This is a genomic window from Streptomyces sp. NPDC059009 (assembly GCF_042740175.1).
GTDB lineage: Bacteria > Actinomycetota > Actinomycetes > Streptomycetales > Streptomycetaceae > Streptomyces.
The window spans coordinates 18,528-31,951 of sequence record NZ_JBHYJB010000073.1 but is presented as its reverse complement, the minus strand read 5'-3'; the positions used below and the strand labels follow the sequence as shown (position 1 = coordinate 31,951).

The 13,424-nt window shown below is 72.0% G+C and carries 12 protein-coding genes and 1 pseudogene; 10 read left to right on the top strand and 3 right to left on the bottom strand.

The features are described 5' to 3' along the window. Positions 1-115: 115 nt before the first annotated feature. A complete protein-coding gene (locus ACFWYM_RS43325) occupies positions 116-844 on the bottom strand; it encodes an SDR family NAD(P)-dependent oxidoreductase (RefSeq protein ID WP_384850833.1) in 729 nt (242 codons plus the stop codon). 61 nt (positions 845-905) lie between these two features. On the opposite strand from ACFWYM_RS43325, the gene ACFWYM_RS43320 reads away from it, so the two are divergent. After that, on the top strand, positions 906-1,544 hold the full coding sequence (locus ACFWYM_RS43320; RefSeq protein ID WP_384850835.1) for a PadR family transcriptional regulator: 639 nt from the start codon (positions 906-908) through the stop codon (positions 1,542-1,544). Here the strand turns inward: ACFWYM_RS43320 and ACFWYM_RS43315 are convergent. Then, complete coding sequence (locus ACFWYM_RS43315) at positions 1,516-2,433, bottom strand: tyrosine-protein phosphatase (protein WP_384850831.1); 918 nt, start codon at positions 2,431-2,433, stop codon at positions 1,516-1,518. The genes ACFWYM_RS43320 and ACFWYM_RS43315 overlap by 29 nt on opposite strands. A gap of 203 nt (positions 2,434-2,636) precedes the next feature. Here ACFWYM_RS43315 and ACFWYM_RS43310 point away from each other — a divergent pair. From ACFWYM_RS43310 to ACFWYM_RS43290, 5 genes and pseudogenes are all read left to right on the top strand, one after another. Beyond that, positions 2,637-2,879 (top strand): annotated as a pseudogene (locus tag ACFWYM_RS43310) (MFS transporter); the annotation flags it as partial. A gap of 139 nt (positions 2,880-3,018) precedes the next feature. Next, positions 3,019-3,273, top strand: coding sequence for a hypothetical protein (locus tag ACFWYM_RS43305; RefSeq protein WP_384850829.1), 255 nt, complete (start codon positions 3,019-3,021; stop codon positions 3,271-3,273). Between the two features lie 248 nt (positions 3,274-3,521). Beyond that, positions 3,522-3,725: a cold-shock protein gene (locus ACFWYM_RS43300; RefSeq protein WP_384850827.1), complete on the top strand. Its 204-nt coding sequence runs from the start codon at positions 3,522-3,524 to the stop codon at positions 3,723-3,725. A gap of 94 nt (positions 3,726-3,819) precedes the next feature. Then, entirely contained in the window at positions 3,820-5,280 is a 1,461-nt protein-coding gene (locus tag ACFWYM_RS43295) for a DEAD/DEAH box helicase (RefSeq protein WP_384850825.1), read from the top strand. Between the two features lie 20 nt (positions 5,281-5,300). Further along, a complete protein-coding gene (locus tag ACFWYM_RS43290; protein WP_384850823.1) occupies positions 5,301-6,143 on the top strand; it encodes a pentapeptide repeat-containing protein in 843 nt (280 codons plus the stop codon). A 39-nt stretch (positions 6,144-6,182) separates the two neighbouring features. On the opposite strand, the gene ACFWYM_RS43285 is transcribed toward ACFWYM_RS43290, so the two are convergent. After that, positions 6,183-7,091: a hypothetical protein gene (locus tag ACFWYM_RS43285; protein WP_384850821.1), complete on the bottom strand. Its 909-nt coding sequence runs from the start codon at positions 7,089-7,091 to the stop codon at positions 6,183-6,185. 242 nt (positions 7,092-7,333) lie between these two features. On the opposite strand from ACFWYM_RS43285, the gene ACFWYM_RS43280 reads away from it, so the two are divergent. The 4 genes from ACFWYM_RS43280 (at position 7,334) to ACFWYM_RS43265 (ending at position 13,278) form a co-directional block, all read left to right on the top strand. Beyond that, the gene (locus tag ACFWYM_RS43280; protein ID WP_384850819.1) at positions 7,334-8,098 is read left to right on the top strand and encodes a S1 family peptidase; all 765 of its coding nucleotides are present in this window, start codon (positions 7,334-7,336) and stop codon (positions 8,096-8,098) included. Between the two features lie 129 nt (positions 8,099-8,227). Then, on the top strand, positions 8,228-8,887 hold the full coding sequence (locus ACFWYM_RS43275) for a response regulator (protein WP_384850817.1): 660 nt from the start codon (positions 8,228-8,230) through the stop codon (positions 8,885-8,887). A gap of 7 nt (positions 8,888-8,894) precedes the next feature. Continuing rightward, positions 8,895-10,064: a sensor histidine kinase gene (locus tag ACFWYM_RS43270; RefSeq protein ID WP_384850815.1), complete on the top strand. Its 1,170-nt coding sequence runs from the start codon at positions 8,895-8,897 to the stop codon at positions 10,062-10,064. Positions 10,065-10,173: 109 nt separating this feature from the next. Further along, on the top strand, positions 10,174-13,278 hold the full coding sequence (locus tag ACFWYM_RS43265; RefSeq protein ID WP_384850813.1) for an endo-alpha-N-acetylgalactosaminidase family protein: 3,105 nt from the start codon (positions 10,174-10,176) through the stop codon (positions 13,276-13,278). Positions 13,279-13,424 lie beyond the last annotated feature (146 nt).

The following is a 13,424-nucleotide window of genomic DNA, read 5'->3' as shown; positions in this document are numbered from 1 at the left end:
GGCTATCCCTCTAGCCCGTCCGGCGCTTGAGGACGAGCCGCGTCAGCGGCGATACGGGTGCCCCAGGGCGACGGAGTCGCGGATTCGGGTAGGGGCGGGACTGGGGAAAGGGAAATCAGCCCGCCGTCGACCCCCCGTCCACCGCGAACTCCGCCCCCGTCACATACGACGCCGCATCCGACGCCAGGAACAGCACCAGCTCGCCGACTTCCTCCGGGCGGCCCATACGCCCCACCGGCAGATGGGACCAGTCCCGCCCCGCGGAGGTCGCGGAGATCATCGGGGTGTCGACGGCCCCCGGGTGAACCGAGTTGACCCGCACCCCGAACCGCCCCAGATCCAGCGCCGACGACCGCGTCAGCCCCCGCAGCCCGAACTTCGTCGACCCGTACGCCGCGTGCCCCGGTATCCCCACGAGGCCCGCCGTCGACGACACGTTCACGATCGACCCGCCGCCCGCCTCCCGCAGCGCGGGCAGCACCGCCTGGATGCCGAGGAACGGGCCCAGCAGGTTCACCCGGAGCAGCGCCTCGAAGTTCTCGTACGTCTCCTCCTGCACCGGCGCCGTGCGCCACAGCGCGGCGTTGTTGACCAGGGCGTGCAGGCCCCCGAACGCCGCGAGCCCCGCCGACACCGCCGCCGCCCAGCTCGCCGCGTCCGCGACGTCGTGGCGGACGAACAGGCCCTGGCCGCCCAGGGACTCGGCGACCTCGCGGCCCTCCTCCTCGCGCACGTCCGTGAGCACGACCCGCGCCCCCGCCTCCGCGAACAGCCGCGCCTCCGCCGCCCCCTGGCCCCGGCCCGCCCCCGTGATCAGTACGACCTTGCCGTCCATCGAGATCATGCGCTCACACCCCAAGTGGCTTTCTGCGTATGCCTAATAGGAATATGAGGGTCAACGTAGACTGCGTGCCGTGGCCACAACACCCCCCGCACCCCAGGGACTTCCTCCCCTCCCCGCGACCAGCTGGGCCGTCCTCGGACTCCTCTCCTTCGGCAGGGAGCTGTCCGGCTACGACCTGAAGAAGTGGGCGGACGGCTCGCTCTGCTTCTTCTACTGGAGCCCGTCGTTCAGCCAGATCTACAGCGAGCTGAAGCGCCTGGAGAAGGCCGGGTACGCCACCTCGCGCCGGGTCCCGCAGGAGCCCGGCGGCCGGGACAAGCGGCTCTACCGGATCACCGGTGAAGGGATGGCCGCCGTACGGAGGTGGGCGCGGGAGGCGCCCGTCGACCCGCCCGTCCTCAAGCACGGGCCCATGCTGCGGCTCTGGCTCGGCCATCTCCTGGAGCCCGAGCAGATGCGTGAAGTCCTCGCCGGACACCGGGAGTTCGCCGAGCGCATGCGGCTGCGTGCCGAGGAGGACATCGAGCGGGCGCGGGGCGAGGCCGCCTGGGCCTACCCCGCGCTCACCCTCAAGTGGGCCGAGCGGTACTACGCCGCCGAGCGCGAGCTCGCCGAGGCCATGCTCGGGGACATCGAGGAGCTCGCCGGGGCCGCGAGGGACGGCGACGGCCTCACCCCACCATCCGCTGACGCAACGTGACGATCGTCGCCGGGTCCAGGCCGAGCCCCTTCGTCAGATAGCCCTGGAGGCTCCCGTACTGCTTCTCCGCCTCCGCCAGCGCCGTGTCCAGGTAGTCCGCGCGGACCTCCTGGAGCGGGATGATCAGGTCCGGGTTCTGCATCATCCCGGTCTGCTTCAGCGTCTCGCGCAGCTTCGCGTCGTACGCCGCCCGGTAGGTGTTGGAGGCCAGGTAGTCGCCGCGGGCGCCGGAGTCGGGGACGCCGACGAGGCGCAGCAGCAGATAGGTCGTCCAGCCCGTGCGGTCCTTGCCCGACGTGCAGTGGTAGAGGAGCGGTGAGCGGCTGGCCGCGATGTCGCGCAGAGTGGCCGCGAACTGGGTGCGGTCGGTGGGGTCGGTGACGAACGTGCGGTAGACCTCCCGCATGAACGCGGCCGCCTTGCCGTTCCCGAGCATCTCCTCCTGTTTCACCGGGTCCTTGGAGCCGATCGCCGTCATCAGCGTCGCGAACAGGCCGTTGTCGGTCACCGGGCGGGAGGTCGGGGTGAGCCCGCCGGGCAGCCGGTCCGCGCCGTCGTACTGGACCTCGGCGGCCACCCGGTAGTCGATGACCTTCGTCAGGCGGAGCCCGGCGACGGTGGTCAGGTCCGCGTCGGTGAGCTTGCTCAGCCCGTCCGCGCGGTAGGCCCGGCCGTAGCCGACCCGCTTTCCGTCGTACGTCCGGTAGCCCCCCACGTCCCGTACGTTCACGGCTCCTTGGAGCGGGATCTGCCGGATGGTGTCTGCCGTGTGGTGGTGGGCCACGGGGGGAGCGGTGGGCGTGGCTTCGGCCACCGCTGCGGGCACAGTGGTGAGGGCGAGCGCGGAGAGTGCGATTCCGGCCGCCGTACGGGTGCGAGTGATGCGCATCGGGCCGCCTTCCGTCTTCCGTTCGCTGATTCCTGAGTTCAACCAAGCGATTGTTTGGCTGAAGGTAGCGAGGTGGTCTTGAAGGGGGAAGGCGGTGCACACGAGTAACTGACGGAACGTCAAAGTCCGTCTGTGGGGCGGTCCTCGAAGCCCGCGGAGGGGGCGGCCAGGCTCTCGGCGCGGTCCCGCTCGTCTCCGCCTGTCTGCTCGGCTTCGCCGCCACGCTGATCGTCGCCGGGCACCTCGGCGCCCGGTACGGACGCAAGGTCCTCTTCCTCGTGGGCACGGCGGGCTTCGGGCTCGCGAGCCTCGGCTGCGGGATCACCCAGGGCCCGGGGCGGCTCATCGCGGCGCGGGCCGTGCAGGGCGTGCCGGCGGCGCTGCTCATGCCGCAGGTCCTCGGCTCCTTCCGGACCCTGTTCCAGGGCAAGGAGTGCGGCGCAGCCTTCGGGATGTACGGGGCTGTCGCCGGGTTCGCCTCGGCCGTCGGGCTGCTGCTCGGCGGCTGCTCACCGACGCGGATCTGTTCGGGCCCGTCGGGCTCGCGGTGGTCGAGGGTGGCGGGCCGGGCGCTCGACGGGGACCGTGCCGCTGCTTCCGGCGCGTGCGTTCAAGCTGCCCGCCTTCTCGGTGGGCGGCCTTCTGACCGCGCCCGCCGCCGATCGGCCGGCGCTGCGCTTCGGGCGGTTCGTCCTGGTCGCGGGGGCGCTCCTGATGGCGGGCGGCTTCGCCTGGCGTCGTGCTCCCCGCCGTCCCCGCGGGATCTGTGCGGTGCTGTGCCTGGCGCTGCCGCGGCGGGCGGTCGACGGCCACGGTGAGTGGGGCGGCCACGGTGAGTGAGATGGCCACGGCGAGTGAGATCTGCCTCACGCGACGTGGGCCCCGGAATTGCGGGGCCCACGTCGCGTGTTAGGGTTGATCGTTGCAGTTTTGGTACCCATGAACTTTATGTGCGCCTGACGGAATGCGAATTTTTCCCTTGGGCGCTTTATTGTTTTTCCGGTCTCTCCGGGATGGGGGTCATTGCAGCGCTGGGAGGACCACAATTCCGTGGCTCTCCGTACTCTGCCCCTGTTGAGGAGATTGACATGGCATCCGGCACCGTTAAGTGGTTCAACGCGGAAAAGGGCTTCGGCTTCATCGAGCAGGACGGCGGCGGCCCCGACGTCTTCGCCCACTACTCGAACATCAACGCGCAGGGCTTCCGTGAGCTCGTCGAGGGCCAGAAGGTCACCTTCGAGGTCACCCAGGGCCAGAAGGGCCTGCAGGCCGAGAACATCGTTCCCGCCTGAGCGTCGTCTTAGCGCGCATCGCTGAGCCGGGGCCCGCACCAGCACGGTGCGGGCCCCGGCTTCTGCTGTCACCGGCCCAGGAAGGCTTGTCCCCATGAATCGCTCCGAACGTTCGGCCCGTCCGGCCAGACGCCCCTCCAACACCCGTGGAAAGGGCGGTGCGGCCAAGGGCGGCGCGGCGAAGGGCGGCGCGCGCCGGCCGGGACGCAAGCCCGCGGCGGCGGCCCCCGCCGAGTTCGCGCTGCCGAAGAGCGTGACGCCCGCGCTGCCCGCGGTCGAGTCGTTCGGTGAACTCGACATGCCCGAGGCCCTGTTGAAGACGCTCGCCGAGCAGGGCGTGACCGAGCCGTTCCCGATCCAGGGTGCGACGCTGCCCAACTCCCTCGCCGGGCGCGACATCCTCGGCCGGGGCCGCACCGGCTCCGGCAAGACCCTCGCCTTCGGCCTCGCGCTGCTCGCCCGCACCGCGGGCCGGCGCGCCCAGCCCAAGTGCCCGCTGGCCCTGGTCCTGGTGCCCACGCGCGAGCTGGCCCAGCAGGTCACGGACGCCCTGACCCCGTACGCCACCTCGGTGCGGCTGCGCCTCACCACGGTCGTCGGCGGTCTCTCCATCACCAAGCAGGCGGGCGCGCTGCGGCGCGGCGCCGAGGTGCTCGTGGCGACCCCCGGGCGGCTCAAGGACCTGATCGACCGCGGCGACTGCGATCTGTCGCAGGTCCGCGTGAGCGTCCTCGACGAGGCCGACCAGATGGCCGACATGGGCTTCATGCCCCAGGTCACCGGTCTGCTCAAGCAGGTTGAGGAGGGCGGCCAGACGATGCTGTTCTCCGCCACCCTCGACAAGAACATCGACCGGCTCGTGCGGATGTTCCTCAGCGACCCGGTGGTGCACTCCGTCGACCCGTCGGCGGGTGCGGTGACGACGATGGAGCACCACGTCCTGCACGTCGCCGACGAGACCGACAAGAAGGCCGTCGCGATGCGGATCGCGGCGCGCGACGGGCGGGTCATCCTCTTCCTGGACACGAAGCGGGCCGTGGACCGCTTCGTGAAGCGGCTCCTCGCGAACGGGGTGCGGGCCTCCGGGCTGCACGGCGGCCGCTCGCAGCCGCAGCGCAACCGGACCCTGGACCAGTTCAAGACGGGGCAGGTCACCGCCCTCGTCGCGACGAACGTCGCCGCCCGGGGCATCCACGTCGACGACCTCGACCTGGTCGTCAACGTCGACCCGCCCACCGACCACAAGGACTATCTGCACCGGGGCGGGCGCACCGCGCGGGCGGGGGAGTCGGGCAGCGTCGTCACGCTGGTCCTCCCCGAGGAGAAGCGGGACATGTCGCGGCTGATGCGGGACGCCGGGATCTCGGCCCGGGAGGCGCGGATCTCGTCGGCGGACGAGGAGCTGGCGCGGATCACCGGGGCGCGGGAGCCTTCGGGCGTGCCCGTGGTGATAGAGGTGCCGCGGGCCCAGCCCGCGGCCGCGTCCGGCTCCCGGCCCAAGTCCTCCTCGTCCCGGCGGCGTCGAGGCGGGCGCGGCCGGCGTCCCGCTGCCTGATCCACACCGAGGTGACCCCCATGCCCGAGACGACCGAGCCGAACGAGCTGCACGCCGACTGCGGCAGCTGCTTCGCGCTCTGCTGCGTCGCCCTCGCCTTCACCGCCTCCGCCGACTTCGCCGCCGACAAGGCGGCCGGGACGCCCTGCGGCAATCTGCAGGAGGACTTCCGGTGCGGGATCCACGGGGAGCTGCGGTCCAAGGGGTACGGCGGGTGCACCGTGTACGACTGCTTCGGGGCCGGGCAGAAGGTCTCCCAGGTCACCTTCGGCGGGCGGAGCTGGCGCGGGGCACCGGCAGGGCACCGGCGGGCGATGTTCGACGCGCTGCCCGTGATGCGGCAACTCCACGAACTGCTCTGGTACTTGGGGCAGGCCGTGGAGCTCCCGGCGGCCCGGCCGCTCGGCGGTGAGCTGCGGGCCGCGTACGAACGGGTCGACCGGCTCACGCGCGCCGCCCCCGAGGAGTTCGCCGCGGTGGATCCGGCGGCCGAGCGGCAGGACGTCAACGGCCTGTTGCTGCGCGTCAGCGAGCTCGTGCGCGCCAAGGCCGGTGGCGGCGGCAAGAAGAAGAACCGGCGCGGGGCCGACCTCATGGGGGCGCGGCTGCGGGGCGCCGATCTGCGCGGGGCCGACTTCCGCGGGGCCTATCTCATCGGCGCCGATCTGCGCGGCGCCGACCTGCGGGGCGCCGATCTGATCGGGGCCGACCTGCGGGGCGCGAACCTGTGCGGCGCCGACCTCACCGGCAGCCTCTTCCTCACCCAGACCCAGGTCAACGCAGCCCAGGGCGACGGGGGTACACGGCTGCCGAAGGGCGCGCTGACCCGGCCCGCGCACTGGGCTCAGCCCGTATCGCGGTAGCCCGTATCGCGGTAGCTCGTACCACCGGCCGCGGCGCCGTCACGTATCGCACTCCAGGACCGTCCGGCACAGCGTGCAGCGGGCGCGGATGCGGCCGCGGGCGGGCAGGCGGATGCGCTGGTGGCAGGCGGGGCAGGGGAACTCGACGCGCAGGCCGCGCTCGCCGCCCGACGGGGCGAACGAGAACGAGTACGGGCTGCCCGCGCGGACCGCGCCGAAGATGCCCTGGTCGAGGGCGTAGCGGCGGTCCTTCGCATAGCGGCGGCGGCCCGCCCAGCCCACCGCCGTCATCGGCGGCTGCTGCGCGTCGGCGCGCGCCTGCGCCAGACCCTTCGTGTACGCGGTGTACGCCTGCGCGCTGGTGAACCAGGTCTCGGGGGACTCGCCGAAGGCCAGCGAGCGCTTCGCCAGGACGTAGCCGAACTCCTCCGGTGTGAGATAGCCGAGCTTCTGCGAGGAGGCGCCGTCCTCGCGGTAGGCGTCGAGCAGGAGCCAGCCCGCGCCGAGGTAGGTGGTGGCGGTGTCGGTGAGGATCTCGTTGTCCCGGGTGCCGGGGAAGGCGAGATCCAGTCGGTGCAGGTACACATGCATGATCTCGTGCGCCAGGGCCGCGCCGATGTCCCTGCGGTGGGTGCGGAAACGGTCGTTGAGCTCGACGAAGTACTCAGGTCCCGCGGCGAGTTCGACGCTCGCGGCGTGCTCCATCTCGCGGAAGCTGACGATCACGCGGGCGTCCGGGAGCCGGAAGTGGCGCACCAGTTCGCGGGCCACGCGCTGGGCGCCCAGGTGCAGGTCGTCGGTGTCGTCGAAGGCCACGTCGACGGGGGCCACGCTGACGTCGAAGGTGTGCACGGTGTCGTAAGAGAGCCTTCTGTACAGGGCGTTGACCGCCGAGCGCACCGTCTCCAGGTGCGGGAAGCCGTGCTCGACCGGGCCGTCGTCCGCCACGTCCGCACCCCCTGACGTCTCAACTCCTCCTCACTGTACGAGGGTTCGCGCCCCCGGGCGCGGGCGTGGTTGCCTCAACTGGCCGAAACGCGCCCCTTGTCGTGCATACGTGCCGATCTCCATAATCCAACAACGCTTGGCAGGATCACGTCACCGGTGTGTGTCAGGACCGGCAAGCGTCGCTCCGCCGTGCGTGCAACCCCCCACAAACCCCCACGAAGGGAAGCACGTTGAAGAAGCAGATGCGTGGACTGAAGAGAGCTGCCGTCCTCGGTGCCCTCACCCTCGCGACCGTCGGAATGCAGCCCCTCACCGCCACCGCGGCCACCCCGCCCGTCGTCGGCGGCACCCCCGCCGAACAGGGCGAATTCCCGTTCATGGTGCGCCTGTCGATGGGCTGTGGCGGCGCCCTGTACGCCAAGGACATCGTGCTGACCGCCGCGCACTGCGTGGACGGTTCCGGAGACAACACCAGCATCACCGCGACCGCGGGCGTCGTCGACCTGGAGAGCCCCGACGCGGTCAAGGTCAAGTCCACCAAGGTCCTGCAGGCCCCCGGCTACAACGGCAAGGGCAAGGACTGGGCGCTCATCAAGCTGGCCAAGCCCATCGACCAGCCGACCCTGAAGATCGCCTCCGACGACAAGCTCAACAACGGCGAGTTCGACATCGCCGGCTGGGGCGCCGACAAGGAAGGCGGCGAGCAGCAGCGCTACCTCCTCAAGGCGAAGGTGCCCTTCGTCAGCGACGCCGACTGCAAGGCCGCCTACGGCGACGACCTCACCCCCGGCGAGGAGATCTGCGCCGGTAAGATCGCCGAGGGCGGCGTGGACACCTGCCAGGGCGACTCCGGCGGCCCCATGTTCCGCAAGGACGACGCCGGTGAGTACGTCCAGGTCGGCATCGTCAGCTGGGGCAACGGCTGCGCCCGGCCGAAGTTCCCCGGCGTCTACACCGAGGTCTCGACCTTCTCCGCGGACATAGCCAAGGCCGCTTCGGGGCTCTGAGCCCGCACGGCGGACCACTGAGGCCCGCGAACGGCCTCTCGTAGCCTGCCTCTGCCCGTACGCCCCCTGTGTACATATGGGACACTCGGGGGCGTACGGGACATAACGAGGGCAGGCGGGCGGCTCCACATGGCGATCACGGTGGTCATCGCGGACGACCAGGACATGGTCCGCACCGGCTTCCGGATGATCCTGGAGAGCCAGGACGACATCGAGGTCCTCGCGGACGTCGTGGACGGCGAGTCCGCGCTCGCCGCCGTCGAGACCCACGACCCGGACGTCCTGCTCCTCGACATCCGCATGCCGCGCCTCGACGGCCTCGAGGTCACCCGGCGCCTGTCCGCCCGCGACGGCGGCCGCCCCCGCATCGTCATCGTCACCACCTTCGACCGCGACGAATACGTGCACGCGGCCCTGCGCGGCGGCGCCAGCGGCTTCCTGCTCAAGGACGCGAGCCCCGCGATGCTCGTCGAAGCGGTCCGCGCCGCCGCCGTCGGCGACTCCCTCGTCTCACCCGCGATCACCGTACGGCTGCTGCGCGAGCTCACCCCCGCCGAGCCCGTACGCGCCGCCCGCGCCCCCTCCGAGCCGCTCACCCAGCGCGAACAGGACGTCATCCGCGCCCTCGCCCGCGGCGCCACCAACGCCGAGATCGCCGCCTCGCTCTACGTCTCCCTCTCCACCGTCAAGACGCACCTCGCCAACGTCCAGGCCAAGCTCGACGCCAGGAACCGCGTCGAGATCGCCGCCTGGGCCTGGGAGAGCGGACTCGCCAAGCGGAACCCGTGAGCCACCCGTGCACCAACTCCTCAGGTCCCCCGTCGCCTGGTTCACCCGCAGCCCCGCCCGCCGCACCGCCGCCAAACTGCTGCTCGCCGCCGCACTGATCCTCGCCGTCACCTTCGAGGGCCTCGCCCTGACCCGACAGCCCTCGGGCCCGCACGCCGCCGTCTGGGCGTGCGGCGTCCTCGTCTGCCTGTGCGCGGTGCCCTGGCGGGGCGTGCCGCTCGCCACCCGCGGCTGGATCGCCGTCGCCGTGTCCGGGGCGACCACGCTCGCCCTGATGTTCATCGACCGGCCGCAGCTCGTCTGGGGCCTCGGCGAGGCCGCAGCCCTCCTCGTACTCCTCACCGGCGTCCTCCTGCACAGCCCCGCACGACAGGCCGCCGTCCTCGGCACCTGCCTCGGCCTCGCCTGCGTGGCGGCGCCGGTACGGGACGCCCGACCCGGCGCGTTCACCCTCCTCTTCTCCGTCGTGGCCGCCGTCGTCAGCGCCTTCTCGCTGCTGCTGCGCATCCAGGCAGGACAGCGGCAGCGCGACATCGTGGCGGTGCGCGCCGCCGAGCGCCTGGAACTCGCCCGCGAACTCCACGACCTGGTCGCCCACCACGTCACCGGCATCGTCGTGCAGGCCCGCGCCGCCCGCTTCACCGCCCTGTCCGGGCCGGCCGCGGCCGGCACCTTCGGCCGCATCGAGGAGGCCGGGGACGAGGCGCTCGGCGCGATGCGGCGCCTGGTGCGGGTGCTGCGCGAGGACGAGGCGCAGACGGCGCCGGTCGCGGGCATCGCCGAACTCCGCGACCTCGCCGAGGCGTTCGCCCGCACCGGACCGCCCACCGTCGTCTACGTCGACCCCGTCCTGGAGGAGCGGCTCCCCGCCGACCTCGCCGCGACCGCCCACCACATCGTCCGCGAGGCCCTCACCAACACCCGCAAGCACGCCGCGGACGCCACAGCGGTACGGGTCGCCGTGCGCGTCGTCGCCGGAGGCGTCGAGGTACGCGTCGCCGACGACGGCACGCAGCCGGGCAGCCCCGCGGGGGAGCGGGGCCGCCAGGACGGCGGCTTCGGCCTGACCGGCCTGGAGGAGCGGGTCCGGGCCCTCGGCGGGGAGCTGGTGGCGGGGCGGTCGCCGGAGGGCGGCTGGGAGGTGCGGGCGGTACTGCCGTACGGGCGGGCGGACTGAACCGTCGTATGCCTTAGTCCAACAATCTCCCTGCTTTGTCCATGGGCGCACGCGCCCCACCCGAAGCACCCTTCTGGGCACGGAAGACCGTCCTACGGAGAGGTGCGTCATGCTGCCGTCAGACACGTCCGGTCCGAGCCGCAGAGCCGTGGTCGCCACGGGCGCGCTAGCCGGGATCGGCGTTGCCGTAGGAGGGTTCGCCCCCGGCGCGACCGCCGCGCCCGTGCAGCCCGAGGCCGCCGAGGGCGAGGTCACACTCCGCTCCGCGCACCTGGACGTCCGCGTCGACACCGCGTTCCCGCGCATCGTCTCCTACACCGACCGCGCCTCCGGCGCCGTGCTGCACGCACAGCCGGAGCCCGTCACCGACGTCCTCATCGACGAGAAGCCGCACACCCCGAAGGTCACCGCCACCCCGGGCGCCGACCGGATCGCGTACACCCTCGCCTTCGACGGCGGCACCACCATCGACGTCGAGATCAGCGCCGAGGGCCACCAGGTCGACTGGCGCGTCACCAGGATCAGCGACACCGGGGCGCTGCGCGTCGGCACCCTGCGCATCCCCGGCCTGGCCCTGCTCTCCGTCCACAGCGACCAGCCCGGCGCCCACCTCCTCGCCGCCAAGATCCAGCTGGACAAGGCCAAGAGCGGCGACACCCTCGTCACCGTCAAGGCCGACACCCCCGCCGAGAAGGCCACCGGCTGCGCCTACGCCGTCGTCGCCCACGACAAGCTCGGCGGCGCCGTCGAGACCAACACCGTCTACGACAAGCCCGATTCGGCCGCCGGGACGACCTGGGAGAACGGCCGCCTGTGGCGCGAGACGGTGACCAAGAACGGCAAGGCCGCCGCCCGGCTCACCCCCGGGCAGTGGACGCACCGCGCCGCCACGTCCCCCGTCGACGCCACCGAGCCCCTCCCGTACGCCACCGTCGTCCTCACCGGCGACCGCAACGGCGACGGCAAGGTCGACTGGCAGGACGCCGCGATCGCCTTCCGCGACATCATGGTGATGCCGCTCGGCGCCGACGAGCAGCACCTGCGCGTCGTCCCGCACATCGCGTACAACTTCGCCTCACAGGCCACCAACCCGTTCCTCGCGACCCTCGACAACGTCAAGCGCATCCACCTCGCCACCGACGGCCTGCGCCAGTTCACCCTCCTCAAGGGCTACCAGTCCGAGGGCCACGACTCCGCCCACCCCGACTACGCGGGCAACCACAACACGCGCGCGGGCGGCCTCGACGACCTCAACTCCCTGGTGCGCGCGGGCAAGAAGTGGAACAGCGACTTCGCCGTGCACGTCAACGCCACCGAGTCCTACCCGGTCGCGCACGCCTTCTCCGAGACCCTCGTCGACAAGACCGACGAGCAGTGGGACTGGCTCGACCAGAGCTACCGCATCGACGCGCGCCGCGACCTCGTCTCCGGCGACATCGTCAAGCGCTTCGCCGACCTGCGCCGCGAGGCCGACCCGGCTCTCAACTCCCTCTACATCGACGTGTTCCGCGAGTCCGGCTGGAACTCCGACCGGCTCCAGCGGGCGCTGCGCGAGCAGGGCTGGATCGTCGACAGCGAGTGGGGCCACGGCCTGGAGCGCTCCTCCCTGTGGTCGCACTGGGCCACCGAGACCGACTACGGGCCCGACACCTCGCGCGGCATCAACTCCCGCCTGATCCGCTTCATCCGCAACCACCACAAGGACGTCTTCGCCGACAAGTGGCCCACCCTCCTGGGCATCCCACGCCTCGGCACCTTCGAGGGCTGGCAGGGCAAGACCGACTGGGCGCCCTTCTACGAGCTGATCTGGACCCACTCGCTGCCCGCCAAGTACCTCCAGGCGTACCCGATCAAGACATGGGCCGAGCACGAGATCACCTTCTTCGGCCCCACGAAGACTGCGGTCTCCGACGCGGACGGCGGCACCCGCCGCATCACCACCGACGGCCACCTCGTCTACGACGGCGGCGCCTACCTCCTGCCCTGGGAACCGCGCCGCGCCACCGACCCCGCCAAGCTCTACCACTACAACCCCCGGGGCGGCACGGGCAGTTGGCACCTCCCGCGCGGCTGGTCCGGCACCCGCAAGGTCTCCGTCTACCGCCTCACCGACCAGGGCCGCGTCTTCGAGGCCGACGTCCCCGTGCGCGGCGGCAAGGTCACACTCACGGCCAAGGCCAAGCAGCCGTACGTGGTCTACCGGCGGCGCGCGGGCTCGGTCCGCGACGCCGACTGGGGCGAGGGCACCCCGCTGCGCGACCCCGGCTTCCACTCCGGCACCCTCGACGGCTGGCGCGCCACGGGCCCGGCGGCGGTGCGGCGCAGCGGACTCGGCGACTACGAGCTGGTGATCGGGGCCGGAGCGGCCGCGTCGGCCGGCCAGCGCCTCACCCGCCTGAAGGCCGGGGCGTACGTGGCGTCGGTCCAGGTGGAGGTGGGCGAGAAGGCGGGCGAGGAGCGCCGGGCCGCCCTGGAGGTCCGCACCGCCGACGGCGTCACCGCATCCAACTGGACGACCACGTCCACCGCCGTCAACTACATCGCGGGCGACCGCAAACACGGCACCCGCTTCCAGCGCCTGTTCACGCCGTTCACGGTGCCCGAGGGCGGGGGAGCGGTGGAGCTGGCGCTGCGGGCGGAGAAGGGGGCGGCGCGGGTCCGCTTCGACAACGTCCGGGTGGCGGCGGCCTCGGGGAGGTCTGCGACGCTCGCCGAAGACACCCTCGTGCAGGAGGACTTCGAGCACGTACCGCAAGGGTGGGGGCCCTTCGTGAAGGGCGACGCGGGCGACGCCAACGACCCGCGCACCCACATCGCGCAGCGGCACGCGCCCTTCACCCAGCGGGGCTGGAACGGCAAGGCCGTCGACGACGTCATCGACGGCAGCCAGTCCCTGAAGTCCCGGGGCGAGAACAAGGGCCTCGTCTACCGGACGGTGCCGCACACGGTCCGCTTCGAGGCGGGCAAGCGGTACCGGGTCTCGTTCCGGTACGAGAACGAGAAGGCGGCACAGTACGCGTGGGTGACGGGGGTCGACGAGCCCGCCGGAAGGGAGCTCGACCGCAAGGAACTCCCCGTCGCCACCGAACCGGCCACGCTCACCTACGAGTTCACGGCGCCGGAGAAGGGCGAGGCGTGGGTGGGCCTGCGGAAGGTGGGGGACGACGGGGTGGCGGAGTTCGTGCTGGACGGGTTCGGGGTGCGAGAGGTGTGAGGGGCCTCGGTCTGTGAGCGTCTCAATCGCCGGACGGGCTGAATCAGCCCGTCCGGCGATTGAGGACGAGCCGTCCAGGCGATCCTGGGTGCCTCAGGCGCGCGGAGCGCGGGATTCGGGAAGGGGCGGGGTCGGGGAAAGAACCG

What these genes read in the sequence shown, in the direction of transcription:
- ACFWYM_RS43325 (WP_384850833.1), bottom strand. Translation starts at nt 844, where the DNA reads ATGATCTCGATGGACGGCAAGGTCGTACTGATCACGGGGGCGGGCCGG.
- ACFWYM_RS43280 (WP_384850819.1), top strand. Translation starts at nt 7,334, where the DNA reads ATGCGTGGACTGAAGAGAGCTGCCGTCCTCGGTGCCCTCACCCTCGCG.
- ACFWYM_RS43300 (WP_384850827.1), top strand. Translation starts at nt 3,522, where the DNA reads ATGGCATCCGGCACCGTTAAGTGGTTCAACGCGGAAAAGGGCTTCGGC.
- ACFWYM_RS43275 (WP_384850817.1), top strand. Translation starts at nt 8,228, where the DNA reads ATGGCGATCACGGTGGTCATCGCGGACGACCAGGACATGGTCCGCACC.
- ACFWYM_RS43290 (WP_384850823.1), top strand. Translation starts at nt 5,301, where the DNA reads ATGCCCGAGACGACCGAGCCGAACGAGCTGCACGCCGACTGCGGCAGC.
- ACFWYM_RS43265 (WP_384850813.1), top strand. Translation starts at nt 10,174, where the DNA reads ATGCTGCCGTCAGACACGTCCGGTCCGAGCCGCAGAGCCGTGGTCGCC.
- ACFWYM_RS43295 (WP_384850825.1), top strand. Translation starts at nt 3,820, where the DNA reads ATGAATCGCTCCGAACGTTCGGCCCGTCCGGCCAGACGCCCCTCCAAC.
- ACFWYM_RS43315 (WP_384850831.1), bottom strand. Translation starts at nt 2,433, where the DNA reads ATGCGCATCACTCGCACCCGTACGGCGGCCGGAATCGCACTCTCCGCG.